The organism is Vibrio sp. S9_S30, assembly GCF_014694455.1.
Classification (GTDB): domain Bacteria; phylum Pseudomonadota; class Gammaproteobacteria; order Enterobacterales; family Vibrionaceae; genus Vibrio.
The window spans coordinates 87,937-108,925 of sequence record NZ_JAAUWT010000010.1 but is presented as its reverse complement, the minus strand read 5'-3'; the positions used below and the strand labels follow the sequence as shown (position 1 = coordinate 108,925).

Below are 20,989 nucleotides of genomic sequence, written 5' to 3'. Positions count from 1 at the left end.
ATTATTGCGATATGAAAATATCCAATTAAGCAGAAAAAGTGGTTTCCGGATTTGCCGGTAAAGACGTTATTCAAGCTCAAAATGGAAAAATATCTGCGCAACTGACTTTACGTCGACTTATTTGTTGGTATGAGTACGAAATGTAATCAATTTGACCATTGCAGCAATGAACTATAGCAGTGCTGAGAAAAGTGGGCAATCAGCTTTCTAGTAATGTGTTGAAAAAATGAGAGATGAAATGCCGGTTGTTTTTGTAATTGACTGTTATTAATGGCTTAATTGGTAATTGATCTAACCTTGTACAATTATTCACCCACTAGTTATTCACAACTTTTTTCACCGACAGAAATAAAAAGTTTTGAACTTTTATGGAAACTCTCGTTTTCGTTGGGCTTAGCGTGCATTTTGTCTGGTGAAGTAGAGCGAAAATGTTAGAATGCGCGACATGAACGAAATCAAAACAACCGTACAGTTTGTCGATATTGATGAAGATATGGCTGGGCAAAGAATTGATAACTTTTTGCGCAATCAACTTAAAAATATCCCTAAAAGCATGATTTATCGTATTTTGCGTAAGGGCGAAGTGCGTGTGAATAAAAAAAGAATCAAAGCAGAGTACAAGCTTCAGCCTGGGGATATCATACGTATACCCCCAGTAAAAATAGCAGCAGAACCTGAATCTGCTCCTATAAGTACTAAGTTAAACAAAGTGGCAGAGCTAGAACAGCACATTATCTTTGAAGATGATCATATGTTGATTCTTAATAAGCCCTCTGGCATTGCAGTACATGGTGGGAGTGGTCTTAAGTTTGGTGCGATAGAAGCGTTACGAGCGCTCCGACCTGATGCGCGGTTTTTAGAACTTGTCCATCGTATCGATCGTGACACGTCTGGTATTTTGTTGGTGGCGAAGAAGCGTTCGGCATTGAGGCACTTACAAGCTCAGTTTCGCGAGAAAACGGTACAAAAATATTACTTTGCTTTGGTGATGGGGCAGTGGAAGAATAGCTGCAAAGTGGTTAACGCTCCTCTACTTAAGAATGAAGTCAACAGCATTGTAAGAATCAACCCGAAAGGTAAGCCTTCAGAAACTCGATTCAAAGTGATAGAGAAATTTGAGCAAGCCACGCTGATACAAGCCAGCCCAATAACTGGGAGAACTCATCAAATTCGAGTCCATACGCAGTATACTGGACATCCTATTGGCTGGGATGATCGCTATGGTGATCCTAGATTTGATGCCTATACGTCCAAAGTCGGTTTAGATAGATTGTTCTTACATGCAGCCAATATTAAATTTGAGCACCCTAGTTCGGGCGAAAAAGTCGATATTTCAGCACCAATGGATGATAAATTGGAAAACGTACTGAAAGGGCTGAGAAAGCTGACTAGTTAGCATCCTGCTTACCGTGAGCTGACCATGTCCACGGTGTCAGGTTTGAAAAATGCGTAAAGACATGAATTAGGAGACCGCATGCAAATAAATGCGGTCTTTATGAGAAAGCCACCCATTTTGATAGTTATCAGGAAAAATTAAATAGCGTGAATACCTTGTTTTTCTAACATGGTGATTAACGTTATTAATGGTAACCCGACCAGAGTATTGGGATCTTTGCCTTCCAGCTTTTCAAACAGAGCAATACCAAGCCCTTCACTTTTAAAACTCCCAGCACAAAAGTAGGGCTCTTCTTTATTTAAGTAATTATTAATCATGCTGTCAGTTAAATGGCGAAAATGCACAACAAACGTATCCAATTCAACGTCACAATAGCCACTTTCCGTATTGTATAACGCGATCCCTGTATAAAAGGTAATGCTTTTTCCACTTTGAGCTTTAAGCTGCTTAATCGCGTTTGCTCGAGTATGAGGTTTCCCAACGATATTCCCATCTATGACGCAAACTTGATCAGAACCAATAATGAGTGCTGGTGATGTGATTGAACATGATCGTGCTTTGAGCTCAGCTAACCGCAGGACGAGCGCTTGTGGGGTTTCATCTTCATGAATGGTTTCTTCGCAGTCTGGAGAGGCGACTGAAAAGGGGAGGCTTAGCTTTTCTAAGAGGGTGCGTCTAAAGGGAGAGGTTGACGCTAGAATCAGCTCAGGAGTGGTATTCATTTTGATGAGATTAATTACGGGTTTGGAGTAGAATAAACCAAGTTTTATTGCTTATCCTAGAAATAAGGAAAAAAACGTACTTTTTTGTCCTTTTTCTTTGACTCATGAAGATTTGAACGATAATATTCGCGCCCTATGCAAAAGGTAAAAATACCGCGAACGGTTGACCCAGCGAAAGCGGCTCAAAAAAGATTAGATTACGATGGCATCATCCAAACAAGTCTTTTTAAGCGCTTGGCAGACACAACCGAAGGCGTAAAACGTGACGCAAAAGTCTCATTGTCCTTTGGGCATGATGAACAGCGATTAGTCGTTATCTCTGGTAAAGCTAACGTCGAAATCGATTTAGAATGTCAACGTTGTAATGAAGTTTTCGCACATGAGTGTGAAGTCCAATTCACTTATACTCCCTTTTATAGCGAGAAAAGTGAAGAGGATGCACCGGAAGAGTACGATTTGGTAGATCTGAACGAGTACGGTGAAGTCGACTTAATACAACTTGTTGAAGACGAGTTCATCTTATCCTTGCCTCAAGTAGCAATGCACGATGATGCGGATTGTAGCGTTAATTCAGACAATTTGGTGTTTGGCGAAATTCCCGAAGAAGTGGTGAAAGAGAAACCGAACCCATTTGATGTTTTAAAAGACTTAAAACGTTAATTTTTAAGTAATAACATAGGAGTAGGGTCAATGGCCGTACAAAAGAGTAAGAAATCACGTTCAATGCGTGGCATGCGTCGCTCACACGATGCACTAACTTCTAGTGCACTTTCTGTAGACGCAACTTCAGGTGAAACTCACCTACGTCACAACGTGACTGCTGACGGTTACTACCGTGGCAAAAAGGTTATCAACAAGTAAGGTTAACCTTTGCAAACTATTACCGTTGCACTCGATGCAATGGGCGGGGATTTCGGTCCTCGCGTAACAGTGCCTGCCGCCGTGCAGGCATTGTCGCATTTCCCAGAGCTAAAAGTGATCTTAATTGGTGATCGCGATTTGATCACGTCTCAACTTTCCCAAATTGGGTATATTCCACATTCTCGTTTAAGCATTAAACACAGCGAACGCACCATTTCCAACACCGAGCGTCCTTCTCAAGCGTTAAGAAATAGTAACGGCAGCTCAATGAAGTTGTGTATTGATAGCGTAGAAGATAGTACTGCAGATGCCTGTGTGAGTGGTGGTAATACTGGCGCTCTAATGGCGCTATCGCGATTTCGGTTGAAACTGCTGCCTGGAATAGAACGGCCTGCCTTAGTCTCTGCACTGCCAACAGCCAATGGAAACAAAACGTGGATGTTGGATCTGGGTGCGAACGTATCCTGCGATGCCGATACTTTGTTCCAGTTTGCCGTGATGGGCAGCGCTCTTGCTGAACAACATCTAGGACGTAAGCCTACTGTAGCCATTTTGAATATTGGCGAAGAAGACATAAAAGGCAACGATTTGGTGAAGCGATGCGCAGAGCTTCTATTAGAGACCGATGAAGTCAATTACATCGGTTATGTAGAAGGGGATCAGTTATTGCACGATTCAGCTGATGTTATTGTTTGTGATGGTTTTGTCGGCAATGTTTGCCTTAAAACAACAGAAGGGGTTGCGCATTTATTCCTCAATAAACTAAAAAGCCAACTTGCGGGTTCAGGGGTGAAAGCCTGGATTGCAAGAAAACTGTTCGGTGGTCTCTTAGATGAGCTCAAAAACCTGAACCCCGACCAGTATAATGGCGCAAGTTTGTTAGGATTGCGCGGCATTGTCATTAAAAGTCATGGAAGTGCTGATGTATCGGCTGTCGTCAATGCGATTGGCGAAGCGGTACACGAGGTCAAGCGACAGGTTCCCAGCCGGATTAGCGATCGTTTGGAAGCGGTTTTACTCGAGAGGCATTATTAGTCTTCATGTATAGCAAAATTTTAGGAACAGGCAGCTACCTGCCGTCTCAAGTGCGTACAAACGCTGACCTTGAGAAAATGGTAGATACAAGCGATGAGTGGATCGTAACTCGGACAGGCATTAAAGAGCGCCGTATCGCCGCGGAGAACGAAACGGTTGCCGACATGGCTTACCACGCTTCTGTTAATGCTATTGAAATGGCGGGTATTGATCGCAGAGACATTGATTTAATTATCGTTGCGACAACCAGTGGAAGCCACGCTTTCCCTTCATCTGCATGCCAGCTTCAAGCTCAGCTCGATATTGGCGGTTGTCCTGCGTTTGATATAGCGGCAGCATGCTCTGGGTTTGTTTATGCCTTATCAGTTGCTGACCAACATATTAAGAGTGGTATGTGTAAAAACGTACTGGTCGTTGGCTCCGACACGCTTTCTAAAACTTGCGATCCAACTGACCGCTCAACTGTCATCTTATTTGGTGATGGTGCTGGTGCCGTTGTCGTAAGTGCAAGTGAAGAGCCTGGCATTCTTTCTACACACCTGCATTCTGATGGTCGTTTTGGTGATTTACTGAATTTGCCAATGGCGAGCCGCGAAAATGCAGAGTCAGATAAATGGCTGCACATGGCAGGTAACGAAGTCTTTAAAGTCGCCGTTACTCAGCTCTCCCGATTGGTAAAAGACACACTTGAAGCCAATAAAATGGGAAAAAATGAGCTGGATTGGCTGGTACCTCACCAAGCGAATCTAAGGATTATCACCGCGACGGCTAAGAAATTGTCTATGTCGATGGATCAAGTTGTTGTTACGTTGGATCGCCATGGCAATACCTCTGCGGCTACAATTCCGACAGCATTAGATGAAGCGGTACGTGATGGACGCATCAAGCGTGGCCATACACTATTACTCGAAGCATTCGGTGGCGGCTTTACTTGGGGTTCGGCTTTAGTCCGATTCTGATGATTTCTGCCAGATCAATGCATGAAACGTTGATCTGTTTTTTGTTTTTATTGCATTCTCAGATGGGTGCTTAGCTTTAAAGGAACGTTACGATGAGCAAGTTCGCTGTTGTATTCCCTGGTCAAGGCTCTCAAGCCGTTGGTATGCTAGCCGAATTGTGCGAGCAACATGAAGTAGTAAAAAATACGTTTGCTGAAGCTTCTGAAGCGCTTGGCTACGATCTTTGGGCGCTGGTTCAAGATGGTCCAGTAGAAGATTTAAATGAGACATTCCGCACTCAACCTGCTTTGCTAGCCTCTTCTGTCGCTATCTGGCGAGTATGGCAAGAGCAAGGTCTTTCTACTCCAGAAGTATCTGCGGGACATAGCCTTGGCGAATATTCCGCTTTGGTATGTGCTGGCGTGATTGATTTTAAAGAAGCCATCAAGTTAGTTGAGCTTCGTGGCCGTTTAATGCAGGAAGCTGTGCCTGCTGGTACTGGTGCAATGTATGCGATTATTGGATTAGCCGATGATGCTATCGCAAAAGCGTGCGAAGACGCCGCTCAGGGGGACGTTGTCTCACCTGTGAATTATAACTCTCCTGGTCAGGTGGTTATCGCTGGTAATAAAGAAGCTGTAGAGCGTGCCGCTACGTTGTGTAAAGAAGCCGGAGCTAAACGTGCTTTGCCTCTTCCAGTCTCTGTTCCTTCACACTGTGCGCTAATGCAGCCTGCGGCAGACAAATTAGCTAAAGCACTGGAGTCTATTGAATTCAACGCACCGAGCATTCCAGTGATCAATAATGTTGATGTCATTGCTGAAACCGATCCTGAAAAAATTAAAGATGCGCTTGTCCGACAGCTTCATAGCCCCGTTCGTTGGACGGAAGGCGTTGAAAAGATGAGCGAACAAGGTATCGAAAAACTTTACGAATTGGGTCCGGGTAAAGTACTGACTGGTTTAACAAAACGAATTGTGAAAACACTTATCGGTGCAGCTGTAAATGACTCGGCAACGCTTGAAGCAGCTAAGTAGCATTTTACTGAAAGCGGCAAATAAAAAGTTATTAGAAGAACTAAGGAATAAACAACATGATGAATCTTGAAGGCAAAATTGCACTGGTTACAGGTGCAAGCCGTGGAATTGGTCGTGCAATTGCTGAACTTTTGGTTGAACGTGGTGCCACAGTAGTGGGTACGGCAACAAGTGAAAGCGGTGCAGCAGCAATCAGCGAGTACCTTGGTGCGAATGGGAAAGGCCTTGCGTTGAATGTGACAGATGCTGAATCTATCGAGTCTGTTTTAAATACCATTAATGATGAATTTGGTGCTCTGGACATTCTAGTTAACAACGCAGGCATTACTCGTGATAACCTACTAATGCGAATGAAAGATGAAGAGTGGACCGATATCATGGATACCAACTTAACTTCGATCTTCCGCTTATCTAAGGCGGTTCTTCGCGGTATGATGAAGAAACGTAACGGTCGTATCATCAATGTTGGTTCTGTTGTTGGTACTATGGGCAACGCTGGTCAAACAAACTACGCGGCTGCTAAAGCGGGTGTAATTGGCTTTACCAAGTCAATGGCACGCGAAGTTGCGTCTCGTGGTGTGACAGTGAACACAGTTGCGCCAGGTTTTATCGAAACTGATATGACAAAAGCGCTGAATGATGACCAACGTGCTGCTACACTAGCGTCTGTACCAGCTGGTCGCCTTGGTGACCCACGTGAAATTGCCTCTGCGGTTGTGTTTTTAGCATCACCAGAAGCGGCTTACATTACAGGTGAGACCCTGCATGTAAACGGTGGTATGTACATGGTTTAAGTCTTGCGTAATTAATTTATGCATGATTTAGGTCAAAAATGTACCGAATTTCGGGAAAAATCGCGCAAATTGTGGTTTGACCAGCAAGGTCACCCTTGCAACTTTTAAAAGTTTGAATAAACTACGGAAAACATCGCATAAAGCGAAGTCTGTAAAGGAAAAGAAAAATGAGCAACATCGAAGAACGCGTAAAGAAAATCATTGTTGAACAGCTAGGTGTAGACGAAGCAGAAGTTAAGAATGAAGCTTCATTCGTAGACGATCTAGGTGCTGATTCTCTGGACACTGTAGAGCTGGTTATGGCTCTAGAGGAAGAGTTCGACACTGAGATTCCAGACGAAGAAGCTGAGAAAATCACAACTGTTCAAGCTGCAATTGACTACGTGAACAGCGCTCAGTAATTTGCACTTCCAGGCGGTCATCCTTGACCGCCTGAGTTTTTATCGACTATCTTCTATCCTTTCACTTAATCAATTTCAACTCCGGAGAGTTATATCGTGTCCAAGCGTCGTGTAGTTGTCACTGGCATGGGTATGTTGTCACCGGTAGGCAACACTGTAGAATCAGCATGGAAAGCCCTGTTAGCAGGTCAGAGTGGTATCGTTGATATCGAACACTTTGATACTTCCGAATTCACAACTCGCTTTGCAGGTTTAGTCAAAGACTTTAACTGTGAAGAGTACATGTCTAAAAAAGACGCCCGCAAGATGGATCTATTCATCCAGTATGGTATTGCTGCGGGTATTCAAGCGCTTGATGATTCAGGCCTAACGATAACCGAAGAAAACGGCCCTCGCATTGGTGCGGCTATTGGTTCTGGTATCGGTGGTCTCGGCTTAATTGAAGCCGGTCATACTGCGTTACGCGAAAAAGGTCCACGCAAAATTAGCCCATTTTTCGTACCATCGACAATCGTTAATATGATTGCTGGGCACCTTTCTATTATGAGAGGTCTTCGTGGTCCAAACATCGCTATTTCTACAGCCTGTACAACTGGCTTACACAACATCGGACATGCGGCACGTATGATTGCATACGGTGACGCGGATGCGATGGTAGCAGGCGGTGCAGAAAAGGCATCCACACAACTTGGCATTGGTGGTTTCGGTGCAGCAAAAGCACTATCTACCCGTAACGAAGAGCCTCAACGTGCTTCTCGACCTTGGGATAAAGACCGAGATGGTTTTGTTCTAGGCGACGGCGCGGGAATGATGGTTCTTGAAGAGTACGAACACGCTAAAGCGCGCGGTGCGAAAATCTATTGTGAGCTTGTCGGCTTTGGCATGAGTGGTGACGCTTACCACATGACTTCACCAAGTGAAGATGGCTCTGGCGGAGCACTGGCTATGGAAGCCGCGATGCGTGATGCGGGCGTAACGGGTGAGCAAATCGGTTATGTCAACGCTCATGGTACATCCACACCTGCAGGTGACATCGCTGAAATTAAAGGCATTAAGCGTGCTTTAGGTGAAGCAGGATCGGCGCAAGTGCTGGTTTCATCAACTAAATCTATGATCGGTCATTTACTTGGGGCTGCGGGCTCTGTTGAAGCGATCATTACTGCGATGGCATTAGTCGATCAAGAAGTGCCTCCTACTATAAACCTTGATGACCCAGACGAAGGTACGGAAGGCATTGACCTCGTTCCTCATACCTCTCGTAAAGTCGATATAGAGTACGCATTGTGTAACTCGTTTGGCTTTGGTGGTACTAATGGTTCATTGATCTTCAAAAAGATCTGATGCGATTCTAAAAGAATTGATAGAGTTGTATAGTTAAGCTTGTTTTAAAGCGGCTTGATGCTTAGCATTGAGCCGCTTTTGTTTATATGGAGCCGCTATGATTCTCGTTAACGGACGACCCCAAGAATTACTTTCAGTTTTTGATCGAAGTTTTCAATACGGAGACGGTTGCTTTTCGACTCTTCTCACCTGCAAAAAACAAATTCAAGCTTGGAATTATCATAAAGAGCGTCTTGCATCTTGTTTAACCATCCTCAGAATTCCCGCGCCGAATTGGGAAGAAGTTTATGCTTGGTGCAATAAAGTGGCATTGGATGAAGAAAAAGCGGGGTTGAAGATTCATATAAGCCGAGGTACGGGAGGAAGAGGGTACGGTATTGCTGGTGCATCTGCGCCCACCGTAACCATTTCAGCGTTCGATTACCCAAGACACTACAACGACTGGATTACCCAAGGGGTGTCGTTAGGCATTTGTGAAACTAGGTTAGGTCATCAGCCTATGCTTGCCGGCCTTAAGCACAACAATCGATTGGAGCAAGTACTGGTCAAAGCTGAAATAGAACAAAATGGCTGGAGTGATGCGATCGTCTGTGATTTTGAAGGTAATGTTGTAGAAACCAGTGTCGCTAACTTATTTTGGGTGGATCCGGAGTTTCGACTGTGTACACCGAAGCTTAATTTTTCTGGTGTGGCAGGCATTATGCGTCAACAAGTCATTGAAGAAGCGATAGCGAAGAAAATGACGCTTATTGAGCGCGCATTTTCTATGGAAGAACTATTGAATGCGAAGGAAGTCTTTATGACTAACGCATTGCTGCAAGTTTGCCCTATAACTCGTATTGATAAATCTCACTTTAAAATTGGTTCTCTAACCAAAACTTTCCAGGAGATATTTGTAACGTGATAAAAAAAATTGCGATTTTTCTGGCTCTCTGCGCGGTGATTTTGGCTGCTGTAGGGTTTTACGTTAATCAGCAGGTCCAACAGTATGTTAATCAGCCTGTCACTAATTCTCAGCCAGAGTTACTGACTATCAAGTCGGGCACCAGTTTTCAAGGCGTGTTAACACAGCTTGAAAATGCGGGTTGGGTCAATACCAGCTCTTTCTCAAAGCTTGTTCGTCATGTATATCCCGAGCTTGTCCAAGTGAAAGCGGGAACATTTTTCTTGAAGACGGGAATGACACTAAGTGAAGCGCTTGTTTATTTAGGAGAAGGTAAAGAGCATCAATTTGCAATTACTTTTGTTGAAGGGACAACCTTTAAAGAGTGGCGCGCAATTCTCGATAATACGGAATATCTTCGTCGCCTTACTCGTGGAAAGTCAGAACTGGAAATCGCTAAAGCACTCGGTATAGATAATCAAAAACTGGAAGGGTTATTCCTTGCAGAGACGTATTACTATACCGCTGGAACTTCCGATCTCGAGATTCTCAAACGTGCTCATCGAAATTTGAATACCGTGTTAGACAATGCATGGGAACGGAAGCAAGAAGAGTTACCACTTAAATCGGCATATGAAGCCCTGATCTTAGCGTCGATTATAGAGAAAGAAACGGCGCTCGATGAGGAAAGAAAGCGGATATCATCGGTATTTATAAACCGTTTAAATAAAGGCATGCGCCTTCAAACCGACCCAACGGTGATCTATGGTATGGGAGAAAGCTATGATGGTAACATTCGCAAAAAGGATTTGCGCACACCAACACCGTATAATACCTATGTGATTAAGGGACTTCCCCCAACACCTATCGCAATGGCAGGTTCAGCTTCCATTGAAGCGGCACTGAATCCGGAAAAGAGTCGTTACCTGTATTTTGTAGCCAGCGGTTATGGTGGGCATGTGTTCAGCAAGAATTTAGCTGATCATAATCGAGCAGTAAGACAATATTTGAAAGTATTAAGAAGTAAAAAATGAATCCAGCGAAGTTTATTGTAATCGAGGGTCTTGAAGGCGCAGGCAAAAGCACGGCAATTCAGACTGTAAAAGAAAAACTCACGCATTTTGGTGTGCAGAATATTGTCAACACTCGAGAGCCGGGCGGCACGGCATTAGCCGAAAAGATGCGTTCGCTGGTGAAAGAAGAGCACGAAGGTGAAGAGCTTCAGGATATATCGGAATTGTTGCTCATGTACGCTGCTCGAGTTCAACTCGTTGAAACGGTGATCAAACCGGCCTTAAAATCGGGAGCGTGGGTGGTGGGTGATAGACATGATATGTCTTCACAAGCTTATCAAGGTGGTGGACGCGAGATCGCACGTGACACGATGGAAACACTGAGAAAAGTGTCTTTGGGTGACTTTAAGCCAGATTTGACCTTATATCTTGATATCGACCCACGCGTTGGATTAGAGCGTGCACGAGGTAGAGGGGAACTAGACCGCATTGAAAAAATGGACATCAGTTTTTTTGAGCGTACACGTCAACGGTATCTTGAAATCGCAGAGTCTGATCCTAGTGTTGTGATGGTTAACGCTGAGCAAGCGATGGAGGATGTGACGCAAAGCCTAAATCAAGCCTTACAAGACTGGCTAGAGTCACTGGAGCAGTAATGAATACCATGTACCCTTGGTTACAGCTCACATGGGATCATTGGCGGTCATTGCTAAGTAATGACCGTGTGACGGGCGCTTTGTTGTGCCAAGCTCCAGAGGGGCTAGGTGTGGAACAGCTAGCTGATAAGTTTGCGCGAGCGTTGGTCTGCAGTAACGCAACGGACGAAGCGTGTGGATTTTGCCACAGTTGTGATTTGTCCAAGTCAGGTAGTCACCCAGATATACACAAAATCGTGCCTGAAAAAGAAGGTAAATCGATTGTTGTCGATCAAATTCGCCAAGCCAATCGGTGGGCACTCGAATCTTCCCAGCTTGGTGGAAAACGTCTTATTATTATTAGGCCTGCGGAAGCAATGAATGAATCTGCGTCCAATGCCTTATTAAAAACATTGGAGTCCCCTGCGGAAAATTGCGTTTTTTTACTGATGTCGACAGATAGGCACAAACTACTTCCTACTATTGTCAGCCGTTGCCAGCAATGGGATGTCGCAATACCGGAATTTGATGATGCGATGTCTTGGCTTCATCAACACGCCGAACTGCCCGTTAGCGAGTTGGCACTTCAACTGAGCCATGGCGCTCCATTAGCCGCATTGGCGTTCACTCGTGATGGTCAAGAAAAGCAGTTTGATGCTTTATTGAATAGCTTATCACTTCAGCTATCTTCAGCCATTCCTTCTTACCATAACTTTTGGTCCACGATTAAGGATCAGCCGATAGAACGCCTTGGTTGGTTGAGCTTTCTGCTCGTTCATGTCCAGAAAGACTTTTTTACTCAAGAACCAAGCACCTACTCAGAGCCCATTACCAAATGGGTTAGCTATGATCTTGCTTATAAAAAAACTCGACAACTTAACCAGCTTATTCATCGATTGAAATTGTTTCCAGGGTTAAATGCCGAGCTGCTTGTCGCGGACTGGTTTTTAGATTTACACGAGAAGAAAAATGTTTGTTGATTCACATTGCCATCTAGATAAATTGAATTATGAAGAGCTGCATAGCGGAGTGGCTGACGTTGTAGCGAAAGCCGAGAAAGCCAAGATTGAACACTTGCTTTCTGTGGGTGTTACCCTTGAAAGCTTTCCTAAAATGATGGAAATGATTGAGCCCTTTACCAATGTATCGGCCTCATGTGGTGTACATCCTTTAGATGTAGAAAGTGCATTTTGTTTCGATAAGCTCTATGACTACGCCCGTCATCCAAGGGTGATTGCTATCGGTGAAACGGGGTTGGATTATCATTATAAGCCAGAGACGAAAGCGCTACAGCTGAAACGATTTGAGCAACAAATCGCATTGGCTGTTGAGGTCGATAAACCGCTTATTATTCACACAAGAAATGCACGTGAAGATACCTTGAAACATCTCAGAGAGGGAGACGCTCAAAAATGCGGTGGCGTTATCCACTGTTTTACAGAGGATCTCCCCTTTGCTGAAGCGGCGATGGAGTTGGGGTTTTATATTTCGATTTCAGGTATCGTCACATTTCGCGCTGCGACAGAATTGAAAGAAGTCGTGAAAGCACTGCCACTGGATAGGCTGTTAATCGAAACCGATTCACCTTATTTAGCCCCTGTTCCTCATCGAGGAAAAGAGAACCAACCAGCTTATGTTGTCGAGGTTGCTCAATATATTGCCCAATTAAAAAATGTGTCGTTAGACGACGTTGCTCAAGTAACAACCAGAAATTTCCGAAATCTTTTTTTGCGATAAAAATACGAGATTCATGCATGGTTAGCGGGCTTTATGAGGCGCCTTCGTTTCAATGACTGAACATTGCCCCCAATATGTGTGTTTTCAGATTCCCTTAGCAATATAATGTAGCGCTTACCAGCATAGCTTCTCCTCTATAGGCAATAGGTAGCAATCGTTAGAACCGCGCTGCCTAAGCCAATTTCTGATCAAGTTTCACCAACGAGAGAGCTTATTGACCACAGCGAGCGACCGTGTAACGTTTGATCGTTGGCAGTGAAGTTATAGATGACCAATCCCAGCCCCACTCAGCGCACCGACGGCGATCCCTACTAGAAGGCTTGCTATCGTCGGTACGCTTTCTAGCCACCTTATATGTAATACTGCCTTCGTAAATAATATCACCGCAAGAGTTGCCCTTAATATGGCGCCTTTCATGAATCCTAAGGACAAGTCCGCCTTTTTCTTTTATCCACGTGTTTGCGTCGATTGCAATAAGCTGTAAGGACGCACTCAGCCCTTTAACCAATTCAGCGACCAGCGAACTCATACGAATAAAACGTTTTTGGCGGTAAGGGGGTGTGTAGTAGATGTGGAGACGCTAGCGTAAGTGTCATGATTGATGAAAGTGGGCGAGTCTTATCTATGATGTTAAATATTCTACGATTTGGTTTAAGTTTGTATCGTCGTATACCATTTTCTTTTCAAGGAAATATCCGCTGTGACATATTGATACGAATGACATTAGTTATCAATTGCATTATCATAATGGGAAAATTACTATATCGCGAACATAGTGATCTAAGCCTTTTGAGGCACAAATCGTATCAGTAAAAGTGACGATGGCACTTCAAATGTTGGACGGAGCTGGATTGAGTGCATCTATCCTATATTCATTAAAAATGGCTTTCAAAAAAGCATTCAGCACACGCTAGAGGCCATGAGCCGTCTCAACCCGCTGTTGGAAAACTGGCAAGAGAAAGAACGAGTTGACGTCGATGGGGAATATCTGACCTTGGCGGTAACGGGCTCTTTTGGGTTTGTCATGCGAGCAAGATGCCATTAAAAAGCGTTGCCGCACAACGACAGAGCAGCCGTTCGGCTTAGCTTTAAATTGGAAATACGTATGGAAAGAGAAGAACTAAAACAGAAAGTTGCGCAAAGCCTAGAACAAGATTCAGCGTTGTTACCGGCGTCTATCGCTGAGGCGTTGGGCGTTTCTGAGCATGACGTTGTTCGCTCGCTACCTGAAGGTATGGCGACAATGATTGGGGGCGAATTTGCACAAGAGCTTCTTGAAGGGCTTGTAGGTTGGGGGACCGTAACCACTATTGTTCATTCAATGGGGTCGATATTTGAGGTGAAAGCGCCATTTCCGAAAGGAAAAATGGCGCGAGGCTACTACAACCTCATGGGAGACAAAGGTGAAATGCATGGTCATTTGAAACTGGATCTTGTCAAAAGCATTGCGCTTGTCAGCAAGCCATTTCGTGGTAAAGAAAGCCATTATTTTGGATTCTTTACGGAGCAAGGTGACAGCATTTTTAAAATTTACCTCGGGCGAGACGAAAATAGAGAATTGCTTCCGGATCAGCTAGAGAAATTCAATGCGCTTAAAAAGCAATACGTTTAATTTTTGTACTAACATGCTACGTAATATAAGTGGGTTTCGCCTACAAATAACAATTCAAAATGGCGTGTTGGGTTGAGAGATGAGTGGTAGGAGAAAATGATGGATCAAGTGGTTAAGCAAGAGCGTTTGCAAACGCGGTTGGGACCTGAAATTAGAGAGTTTCGTGAAGCGCGCAAAACACTTCAGTTAGCAACGGTTGATAGCGAAAACCGCCCCAATGCTAGCTATGCTCCTTTTGTTCAGAATGAGAACGGGTTTTTCGTTTTGATTTCTGAGATTGCTCGTCATGCAAGAAACCTAGGGCAAAACCCTCACGTTTCGATCATGATGATTGAGGATGAAGATTCATCTAAGCAGTTATTTGCCCGTAAACGTTTAACATTTGATGCTACTGCATCAGTGGTTGCGAGAGAAGAGGCATTATGGGGAGAAGTTATTGATCAAATGAGAGATCGTTTTGGCGATATCATTGATGGTCTTAGTCAGCTCCAAGATTTTAAGCTCTTTAAACTGATGCCAATTAAAGGGTTATTTGTTAAGGGGTTTGGTCAAGCATTCCAAGTGTCTTGTGATGATTTAGTTGATGTTGTGCATCTTCAAGAGGGACATAAGTCAGTCGAGCAAGACTAATTCTTCGCTCAAACGTAGAAAGAGAAAAAGATCAGCCATGCTGGTCTTTTTTGTTTTTCAAGTGCATATAACGGTGGCGAGATCTGCTATAAAAAAGCTGTGAGTATTCGAGTACCTTTCTATCTATGAGCTCTTGAGTTTAATGTTTTGACAGAAACCTTACTTCTTTCCTATTTACCCTTTCGAGAGATTTACGCACAATCCACACAGTGAAAATTTAGAAGGATTGGAAATGAAGCGAATTACCTCTTCGTTAACCGCACTCATGCTAATGATGGGCGTCTCTCAGGCGGCAATGGCTGAACCGCTATCAAATGGAGAGTGGAAATTTGGTATAGCAATCGATCAAGGTGTAAGTGCGGTTGCGCAATATCAAGACACCTACAATTTTGCGATCGGTAATCATGGCGTATCGGCTGATTATTTATTAAAGAAAGGTCGCTTTGACGCTACCGATGTCCCTTTTACTTGGTACTTTGGTGTGGGCGGTTGGATTGGATGGAAAGAAAGCTTTGGTCCAAGACTGCCCGTGGGGCTGGATTGGGATTTTGCTAAAGACTGGGATGCCTATGCTCAGATAGCACCTGGGTTGAATGTGCATAAAGGCTTGAATCTGGGTATAGATGGCTCGTTAGGTATCCGTTATGCGTTTTGAACGGATTAAAAATTAAAAAATACCGGCTAATTCAGCCGGTATTTGCATTTATTTGGGGAGTTTGCATTTATCTGGGTAGAGAAGGTTTAGTCTTGCTTATTCATTGCACGCTTAATGCAGATGGCAGCGCCACCCCAAGTAATGCCTAACCCTAAAACCATCATGATGATTGCACTTGTTGTCATGTGTTGCTCTCCTTACTGCTGGTTACGTTAATAACCAGACCGAATACAAATAATGCGGCAATGAGAACCCAACCTAGCGTCAGGTCATAGCCACCGTAGCCTTCAGTGAATAGCGCGTTCAGCTTGGTAACCAAAATGATGGCCAAAATTACCGGAGTGATGAAACGCAGGCATATGTCGAACCACTGACCGATTGAGAAATCTGATGTCGAATTCACGTACTCACGTATATCGCTAACTTTATTCAACAGCCAAGCCATCAACAAGATTTCAATCAAGCCTCCTAGCATGATGCCAACGTTATTCGCGAAATGATCAACCAAATCAAGTAGCAATAACCCACCATTGGTTGCAAATGCCATCGAAACAACAAGTCCGAGACCGATAACAATATTGGCTGCCTTCTTACGGCTCCAGTTTAATTTGTCCATAATGGCTGATGTTACGGCTTCCATAATGGAAATGTGAGAGCTCAAACCCGCAACCACAAGGGCAAAGAAGAACAGCGGACCAAGAATATAAGGGGCTGGAAGTAAGTTAATGGCGGCTGGAAGCGTTACGAAAGCCAGACCAACGCCTGCCGACACGACTTCAGTTAGCTGTTTACCTTGTTCCTGAGCCATGTATCCCAGTACAGAAAATATCATGATACCGGCAAGAATAGAGAACCCACAGTTAATCAAAACGGTCATGAATGCGTTGTTTGTAATGTCTGACTTTTCAGGCAGGTAGCTTGAATACGCGAGCATAATGGCGAAGCCAATACTTAAGGTGAAAAAGATCTGACCGTATGCAGCGGCCCACACTTTTACATCCCAAATCTTGCTGAAATCGGGTTCAAACATGTAATTCACACCATCCAGAGCGCCTGGAAGGAACACCATACGTCCGATAAGTGCAATAACCATAATAAATAAAACGGGCATCATGATCCTAGATGCGCGTTCGATCCCTGCTTTTACGCCACCAACGATTGCCGCGTATGTAACGCCCCAAGCAATAAGCATAGCAATGGCGATTTTCCATTGGATATTGCCCAGATTTGTTGGTGAATTGTCACCTAACTGCAAATATTCACTGAAGAAAAATGCGTTTGTGTCTTCTCCCCATTCCTGAGTGAACGACATGCCAAAATAAGAGATCGCCCAGCCAATAACCGCAATATAGTACACCGCAATCACGGCGGCTACGCCTACTTGAAACCAACCAAGCCATTCAAATTTTGAATGTATTTTTGCAAGTGTTTTCGGTGCAGAGCCGCGATATTTTTGACCCATGCTGAACTCTAGGATCATGAATGGAATACCGGCGGTGATCATGGCAAAAAGGTATGGAATAAAAAATGCGCCGCCACCGTTCTCATAGGCCATATAAGGAAAGCGCCAAATGTTCCCTAACCCGATTGCAGAACCCACTGCGGCTAAAATAAAGCCCGCACGGGATCCCCACTGTTCTCGTTTCATTATATAACTCCTAACGACTTTACTAAGTTCGAAATTTTCGCCACAAAACGCTTCCCTTTTTATATTTTGTTATTGCACTGGAGTCATATGAACCATGCGAATCGTGTGCAGATTGGTAATAAATTAGGTATAAGCTCTATCTTGGTGTTTTAACTTAGTGATTGATTCTGATTTTTACGATGTGTGTGTGCTTTTTCTGGAATATTTCGCTATTCGTATAGTTGAGACTATCCATTAATTAGTGGTAAAGCAATAGTTTCTATTGTGTGTCAAAATGATGAACGACCATCTTTTATTTGATTAAATGTCAATAAAAAGGTGAATTATTCTGAATAAATGTCTATTTTAATATTAATAAGTCTTCTATTTATTTATTGGTCAATATATTTACCTTTGAATGGAAAAAGTTCATTTGATGGAAAAAACAGCAAATACTATGTTTGTGTCCTGAATTTATTGAAATGTGATAAAAGAGTTCAAATGTGATACTGGCGGCATACTTAAAACGGGAATAGCGAGAGTTCTTGAATGGATGTGTTTCCAATGTTATTAACTTGTTAATATTGGATTGGGATCTGGAGGTGATGTATGGACTTTGATTTTAAATTTGCTCTTGGAACAACAATCGTTGTATTTACTGTTCTTGTGGTGTTTGCGGTTATCGCTATTACAACGGCTTAAAACTCTTACCTATATGAGCAATACAGGGGCAGTAACCAACTCTACCACTAATGTTAACATTCAGCGTTTACGTAAGTACTTGGGTGGTAAAACGGCGCTGGTTGCCCAAGGCGGTGGGCAGCGAGGAATATTTACGGCCGGTGTTTTAGATGCATTTCTCCTTTCCGATTTTGATCCCTTCAATACTTATTATGGCACTTCAGCTGGTGCATTGAATTTATGTGCCTATATCTGTAGGCAGGCTGGGCTTGGTCGCTCTTTTCTGCTAGACCTGACTACTCAGCCAGAATTTTTTAGTCTGTTTGGTTATATCCGCAACAAGCAAACGCTTGATATTGATTGGGCGCTGGACAAAGTAAATCATTACCCGTACAAACTCGATGTCGATCTAGGCAGAACTCAATTAGTAGGGAAAAATGCGTTTGCTTCGGTAACGGATGCCGTTCATTTGCAGGATCATTATCTTCCCATGCTTGAAGATAATTGGGTCAATGTACTCAAAGCGACATGTGCGATACCTAGGCTGTATAAGGGTGAGGTGATAATAGATGGTATTAGGTACCTTGATGGAGGAGTGTCTGCGTCCATTCCTGTTCAGGAAGCATGGCGTACGGGAAGTCGCTGTATCGTTGTTATCAGAACCGAACCGTTTGAACAAGACATGCCAAAAGATAATGTGCCCATTACGGTGAGTGAGGGTATGCCTATATGGCTTCGGCAGTCTGTAGATGCTTTGCAAAGCCAGTGGGACAGCAAGGTGCAAGAATGGAAGAGCGACTGGTCTGATTTTTTCATTGAAAAATTCAATCAATCCGCTCAGCAAAACAAATTACTTTCTCGAACAAGGCTTTTGAATGGTGGACGATGGCTATTTGGGGCGGGAGATGTATATCGTTTGAGTCATATGCTTGGTGAAGCCTTTGACTCGGGGTTAGCGGATATGTTGATGGTGCACTACCAGACTTATTCGTTGACACAACAATTTCTTACTTCGCCTCCTGATGACTGTTTCATTCTTCAAATCCATCCTGAGTCGCCGCTGGAATCCACCTCACTACTCAGTGACCGTGAAGCACTTCTCGCAGATTATGAGATCGGCTTAAAAGCGGGCAATAATTTTATTAATACATATCTGAAGGCCAAAGCGAACCTGAACCCATGCCCTGCGTAATTGTTCAGGGAAATACCGCAAAGTAAGAAGAAAGGGCAGGTTAGCTGACTTCTCCAACTTGCTCTTTCTAAGCCAGTATCCCAATGCCCACTTTGGTTTAATCATCGTTCTCTTGAGGTTGATTTTTTATCGTACGTCAATGATTCTCATGCAGTTGGTTGAGCCAATAAGGTCCATTACGTCACCTTGCGTAATGATGACGGTATCACCAACATCCAATAGCCCTTTTTCTTTTAAAGTTTCCAGAGCGGAGTAGGCCGTATCCAAGCCAGATGCACCATCGCTACCAAAGTAAACCGGAGTGACACCACGATATAAGGCGCATCGATTAAGAGTATCTTCTCTGCGGGATAGAGCGAAGATGGGGAGCCCTGAGCTTAAGCGAGACATCATGAGCACAGTTTTACCCGATTCCGTGAGACTGATCATTGCTTTTACACCGTCGAGGTGGTTTGCGGCATACATGGTTGCCATTGAGATAGTTTCAGATGCCGACTCAAATTTTGTTTCCAAACGGTGTCCAGATACATTGAGTGAAGGCATTTTCTCCGCACCGATACACACTTCAGCCATATATTTAACGGTTTCGACTGGATATTTACCCGCGGCGGTTTCCCCTGAGAGCATTACGGCATCCGTTCCATCAAGCACCGCATTGGCGACATCCATCACTTCTGCTCGGGTGGGGAGAGGGTTATCAATCATGGATTCCATCATTTGGGTTGCAGTGATCACCGTTCGATTGAGCCTTCGAGCCCGAAGTATGAGTTGTTTTTGTACGCCTACCAGTTCTGGGTCACCTATTTCGACACCTAGATCGCCCCTAGCAACCATTACAGCGTCCGACGCGGTAATGATGTCATCCATGCTTTCTTCGTCTGCAACGGATTCTGCACGTTCAACTTTGGCCACCAATTTAGCACTTAGTCCGGCGTCAGTAGCGAGCCTTCGTGCATACCTCATATCTTCACCATTGCGAGGGAAGGAGACAGCAAGGTAATCGACTTTTATTTTGGCTGCAGTAAGAATATCGGCTTTGTCTTTATCTGTAAGCGCTTCTGCAGATAGCCCGCCCCCTTTTTTGTTTATCCCCTTGTTATTTGAAAGAGGACCACCAACAAGAACAGTCGTGTGAACTCTGGCGTTTTCTACCGACATGACCTTCAACTGAACGCGACCATCATCCAAAAGTAGAACATCGCCTTTGGAGACGTCTTTGGGCAGATCTTTGTAGTCGACGCCAACAGATTCGACTGACCCTTCTCCTAGTGGTAGATCAGCATCTAAAACGAATTTTGCACCAACCTCTAAGTTAACCTTATTGTCTTTGAACGTTGAGACTCGAATTTTGGGACCTTGTAAGTCACCTAAAATAGCAACGTGTGTTCCAAGTCTTGCTGCGATTTGCCGGACTTTTTGTGCTCGGCGTATGTGATCTTCGGAACTTCCATGAGAAAAATTCATTCTTACAACATTAGCGCCAGCTTCGATTATCTCTTCCAAATTATTGTCTTTGTCTGTGGAGGGACCCAAGGTAACAACAATTTTTGTTCGTCTGAGTAATTTGGTCATATCATTCTCCGTTCTATCGCGAATTTTCCTTACGTTTTGCTAAGTGTAGTGATTGAAAGATATTTTCGTTCACAAAAAAATATCGACATGGTCACTTTTCTAAGCTTTAAAAAATGCCTAAATTCAAACTTGTATAAAAAGATCTGATAGATACGTGATGGGAGTCACGACGATGGATCAAGCTGCTTCACAATTACTTTTCAAAGTAAAAAAATTAGTAGGTTTAC

At 43.8% G+C, this 20,989-nt stretch carries 25 protein-coding genes; 20 read left to right on the top strand and 5 right to left on the bottom strand.

What is annotated here, in order from left to right; translation table 11 throughout:
- Positions 1 to 445: 445 nt before the first annotated feature.
- Entirely contained in the window at positions 446 to 1,396 is a 951-nt protein-coding gene (gene rluC / locus HC752_RS13545) for a 23S rRNA pseudouridine(955/2504/2580) synthase RluC (RefSeq protein WP_190335700.1), read from the top strand.
- A gap of 137 nt (positions 1,397 to 1,533) precedes the next feature.
- Here rluC and HC752_RS13540 read toward each other — a convergent pair whose 3' ends face one another.
- Positions 1,534 to 2,118, bottom strand: coding sequence for a Maf family protein (locus HC752_RS13540; protein ID WP_190335699.1), 585 nt, complete (start codon positions 2,116 to 2,118; stop codon positions 1,534 to 1,536).
- A 135-nt stretch (positions 2,119 to 2,253) separates the two neighbouring features.
- Here HC752_RS13540 and yceD point away from each other — a divergent pair, with 135 nt between their 5' ends.
- The 13 genes from yceD to HC752_RS13475 all read left to right on the top strand — a co-directional run bounded on the left by yceD (position 2,254) and on the right by HC752_RS13475 (position 12,793).
- Positions 2,254 to 2,778, top strand: coding sequence for a 23S rRNA accumulation protein YceD (yceD, locus tag HC752_RS13535; protein WP_190335698.1), 525 nt, complete (start codon positions 2,254 to 2,256; stop codon positions 2,776 to 2,778).
- A gap of 30 nt (positions 2,779 to 2,808) precedes the next feature.
- Positions 2,809 to 2,979, top strand: a complete 171-nt coding sequence (gene rpmF, locus HC752_RS13530) for a 50S ribosomal protein L32 (protein WP_004406120.1) — start codon at positions 2,809 to 2,811, stop codon at positions 2,977 to 2,979.
- A gap of 9 nt (positions 2,980 to 2,988) precedes the next feature.
- Positions 2,989 to 4,014, top strand: a complete 1,026-nt coding sequence (plsX, locus tag HC752_RS13525; RefSeq protein ID WP_190335697.1) for a phosphate acyltransferase PlsX — start codon at positions 2,989 to 2,991, stop codon at positions 4,012 to 4,014.
- Between the two features lie 5 nt (positions 4,015 to 4,019).
- Positions 4,020 to 4,973, top strand: coding sequence for a beta-ketoacyl-ACP synthase III (locus HC752_RS13520; RefSeq protein WP_190335696.1), 954 nt, complete (start codon positions 4,020 to 4,022; stop codon positions 4,971 to 4,973).
- Between the two features lie 92 nt (positions 4,974 to 5,065).
- The gene (gene fabD, locus HC752_RS13515) at positions 5,066 to 5,989 is read left to right on the top strand and encodes an ACP S-malonyltransferase (RefSeq protein ID WP_190335695.1); all 924 of its coding nucleotides are present in this window, start codon (positions 5,066 to 5,068) and stop codon (positions 5,987 to 5,989) included.
- 59 nt (positions 5,990 to 6,048) lie between these two features.
- A complete protein-coding gene (fabG, locus tag HC752_RS13510) occupies positions 6,049 to 6,783 on the top strand; it encodes a 3-oxoacyl-ACP reductase FabG (protein ID WP_190335779.1) in 735 nt (244 codons plus the stop codon).
- A gap of 167 nt (positions 6,784 to 6,950) precedes the next feature.
- Entirely contained in the window at positions 6,951 to 7,184 is a 234-nt protein-coding gene (gene acpP, locus HC752_RS13505; protein ID WP_004406112.1) for an acyl carrier protein, read from the top strand.
- A gap of 96 nt (positions 7,185 to 7,280) precedes the next feature.
- Complete coding sequence (fabF, locus tag HC752_RS13500) at positions 7,281 to 8,525, top strand: beta-ketoacyl-ACP synthase II (RefSeq protein WP_190335694.1); 1,245 nt, start codon at positions 7,281 to 7,283, stop codon at positions 8,523 to 8,525.
- Between the two features lie 97 nt (positions 8,526 to 8,622).
- Entirely contained in the window at positions 8,623 to 9,429 is an 807-nt protein-coding gene (gene pabC, locus HC752_RS13495; RefSeq protein ID WP_190335693.1) for an aminodeoxychorismate lyase, read from the top strand.
- A complete protein-coding gene (gene mltG, locus HC752_RS13490; protein WP_190335692.1) occupies positions 9,426 to 10,442 on the top strand; it encodes an endolytic transglycosylase MltG in 1,017 nt (338 codons plus the stop codon). The genes pabC and mltG overlap by 4 nt, the downstream gene beginning before the upstream one ends.
- The gene (gene tmk, locus HC752_RS13485) at positions 10,439 to 11,077 is read left to right on the top strand and encodes a dTMP kinase (RefSeq protein ID WP_190335691.1); all 639 of its coding nucleotides are present in this window, start codon (positions 10,439 to 10,441) and stop codon (positions 11,075 to 11,077) included. The genes mltG and tmk overlap by 4 nt, the downstream gene beginning before the upstream one ends.
- Positions 11,077 to 12,036 carry a DNA polymerase III subunit delta' gene (gene holB / locus HC752_RS13480; RefSeq protein ID WP_190335690.1) on the top strand — a complete coding sequence of 320 codons (960 nt, stop codon included), beginning with the start codon at positions 11,077 to 11,079 and terminating at the stop codon, positions 12,034 to 12,036. The genes tmk and holB overlap by 1 nt, the downstream gene beginning before the upstream one ends.
- The gene (locus HC752_RS13475) at positions 12,026 to 12,793 is read left to right on the top strand and encodes a TatD family hydrolase (protein ID WP_190335689.1); all 768 of its coding nucleotides are present in this window, start codon (positions 12,026 to 12,028) and stop codon (positions 12,791 to 12,793) included. The genes holB and HC752_RS13475 overlap by 11 nt, the downstream gene beginning before the upstream one ends.
- A gap of 211 nt (positions 12,794 to 13,004) precedes the next feature.
- Here the strand turns inward: HC752_RS13475 and HC752_RS13470 are convergent, their stop codons facing one another.
- Positions 13,005 to 13,322, bottom strand: coding sequence for a hypothetical protein (locus tag HC752_RS13470; RefSeq protein ID WP_190335688.1), 318 nt, complete (start codon positions 13,320 to 13,322; stop codon positions 13,005 to 13,007).
- A gap of 390 nt (positions 13,323 to 13,712) precedes the next feature.
- Between HC752_RS13470 and HC752_RS25135 the strand changes: the two genes are divergently transcribed.
- From HC752_RS25135 to HC752_RS13455, 4 genes are all read left to right on the top strand, one after another.
- A complete protein-coding gene (locus HC752_RS25135) occupies positions 13,713 to 13,838 on the top strand; it encodes a hypothetical protein (RefSeq protein WP_274602130.1) in 126 nt (41 codons plus the stop codon).
- Positions 13,839 to 13,898: 60 nt separating this feature from the next.
- Positions 13,899 to 14,405, top strand: a complete 507-nt coding sequence (gene hutX / locus HC752_RS13465) for a heme utilization cystosolic carrier protein HutX (protein WP_190335687.1) — start codon at positions 13,899 to 13,901, stop codon at positions 14,403 to 14,405.
- Between the two features lie 99 nt (positions 14,406 to 14,504).
- A complete protein-coding gene (gene hutZ / locus HC752_RS13460; protein WP_190335778.1) occupies positions 14,505 to 15,035 on the top strand; it encodes a heme utilization protein HutZ in 531 nt (176 codons plus the stop codon).
- A 232-nt stretch (positions 15,036 to 15,267) separates the two neighbouring features.
- Positions 15,268 to 15,690 (top strand): hypothetical protein, encoded by a 423-nt coding sequence (locus tag HC752_RS13455; RefSeq protein WP_190335686.1) that lies wholly within the window; start codon positions 15,268 to 15,270, stop codon positions 15,688 to 15,690.
- An 86-nt stretch (positions 15,691 to 15,776) separates the two neighbouring features.
- On the opposite strand, the gene HC752_RS13450 is transcribed toward HC752_RS13455, so the two are convergent.
- Both HC752_RS13450 and HC752_RS13445 read right to left on the bottom strand, forming a co-directional pair.
- Positions 15,777 to 15,875 (bottom strand): MetS family NSS transporter small subunit, encoded by a 99-nt coding sequence (locus HC752_RS13450; RefSeq protein ID WP_104399330.1) that lies wholly within the window; start codon positions 15,873 to 15,875, stop codon positions 15,777 to 15,779.
- Positions 15,872 to 17,338, bottom strand: coding sequence for a sodium-dependent transporter (locus HC752_RS13445; RefSeq protein ID WP_190335685.1), 1,467 nt, complete (start codon positions 17,336 to 17,338; stop codon positions 15,872 to 15,874). Before HC752_RS13445 ends, HC752_RS13450 begins: the two co-directional genes overlap by 4 nt.
- A 588-nt stretch (positions 17,339 to 17,926) precedes the next feature.
- On the opposite strand from HC752_RS13445, the gene cydH reads away from it, so the two are divergent.
- Entirely contained in the window at positions 17,927 to 18,019 is a 93-nt protein-coding gene (gene cydH / locus HC752_RS25460) for a cytochrome bd-I oxidase subunit CydH (protein WP_190335684.1), read from the top strand.
- 13 nt (positions 18,020 to 18,032) lie between these two features.
- Positions 18,033 to 19,190, top strand: coding sequence for a patatin-like phospholipase family protein (locus HC752_RS13435; RefSeq protein WP_190335683.1), 1,158 nt, complete (start codon positions 18,033 to 18,035; stop codon positions 19,188 to 19,190).
- 126 nt (positions 19,191 to 19,316) lie between these two features.
- Here HC752_RS13435 and pyk read toward each other — a convergent pair whose 3' ends face one another.
- Positions 19,317 to 20,762: a pyruvate kinase gene (gene pyk, locus HC752_RS13430; protein ID WP_190335682.1), complete on the bottom strand. Its 1,446-nt coding sequence runs from the start codon at positions 20,760 to 20,762 to the stop codon at positions 19,317 to 19,319.
- Between the last annotated feature and the right edge of the window lie 227 nt (positions 20,763 to 20,989).

Coding starts and splice junctions, on each gene's coding strand:
- HC752_RS13520 (WP_190335696.1), top strand. CDS start 4,020: ATGTATAGCAAAATTTTAGGAACAGGCAGCTACCTGCCGTCTCAAGTG.
- hutX (WP_190335687.1), top strand. CDS start 13,899: ATGGAAAGAGAAGAACTAAAACAGAAAGTTGCGCAAAGCCTAGAACAA.
- HC752_RS13540 (WP_190335699.1), bottom strand. CDS start 2,118: ATGAATACCACTCCTGAGCTGATTCTAGCGTCAACCTCTCCCTTTAGA.
- HC752_RS13455 (WP_190335686.1), top strand. CDS start 15,268: ATGAAGCGAATTACCTCTTCGTTAACCGCACTCATGCTAATGATGGGC.
- yceD (WP_190335698.1), top strand. CDS start 2,254: ATGCAAAAGGTAAAAATACCGCGAACGGTTGACCCAGCGAAAGCGGCT.
- HC752_RS25135 (WP_274602130.1), top strand. CDS start 13,713: ATGAGCCGTCTCAACCCGCTGTTGGAAAACTGGCAAGAGAAAGAACGA.
- HC752_RS13435 (WP_190335683.1), top strand. CDS start 18,033: ATGAGCAATACAGGGGCAGTAACCAACTCTACCACTAATGTTAACATT.
- cydH (WP_190335684.1), top strand. CDS start 17,927: ATGGACTTTGATTTTAAATTTGCTCTTGGAACAACAATCGTTGTATTT.
- pyk (WP_190335682.1), bottom strand. CDS start 20,762: ATGACCAAATTACTCAGACGAACAAAAATTGTTGTTACCTTGGGTCCC.
- fabD (WP_190335695.1), top strand. CDS start 5,066: ATGAGCAAGTTCGCTGTTGTATTCCCTGGTCAAGGCTCTCAAGCCGTT.
- HC752_RS13475 (WP_190335689.1), top strand. CDS start 12,026: ATGTTTGTTGATTCACATTGCCATCTAGATAAATTGAATTATGAAGAG.
- hutZ (WP_190335778.1), top strand. CDS start 14,505: ATGGATCAAGTGGTTAAGCAAGAGCGTTTGCAAACGCGGTTGGGACCT.
- pabC (WP_190335693.1), top strand. CDS start 8,623: ATGATTCTCGTTAACGGACGACCCCAAGAATTACTTTCAGTTTTTGAT.
- holB (WP_190335690.1), top strand. CDS start 11,077: ATGAATACCATGTACCCTTGGTTACAGCTCACATGGGATCATTGGCGG.
- tmk (WP_190335691.1), top strand. CDS start 10,439: ATGAATCCAGCGAAGTTTATTGTAATCGAGGGTCTTGAAGGCGCAGGC.
- fabG (WP_190335779.1), top strand. CDS start 6,049: ATGAATCTTGAAGGCAAAATTGCACTGGTTACAGGTGCAAGCCGTGGA.
- acpP (WP_004406112.1), top strand. CDS start 6,951: ATGAGCAACATCGAAGAACGCGTAAAGAAAATCATTGTTGAACAGCTA.
- HC752_RS13470 (WP_190335688.1), bottom strand. CDS start 13,322: ATGAGTTCGCTGGTCGCTGAATTGGTTAAAGGGCTGAGTGCGTCCTTA.
- rluC (WP_190335700.1), top strand. CDS start 446: ATGAACGAAATCAAAACAACCGTACAGTTTGTCGATATTGATGAAGAT.
- HC752_RS13445 (WP_190335685.1), bottom strand. CDS start 17,338: ATGAAACGAGAACAGTGGGGATCCCGTGCGGGCTTTATTTTAGCCGCA.
- rpmF (WP_004406120.1), top strand. CDS start 2,809: ATGGCCGTACAAAAGAGTAAGAAATCACGTTCAATGCGTGGCATGCGT.
- HC752_RS13450 (WP_104399330.1), bottom strand. CDS start 15,875: ATGACAACAAGTGCAATCATCATGATGGTTTTAGGGTTAGGCATTACT.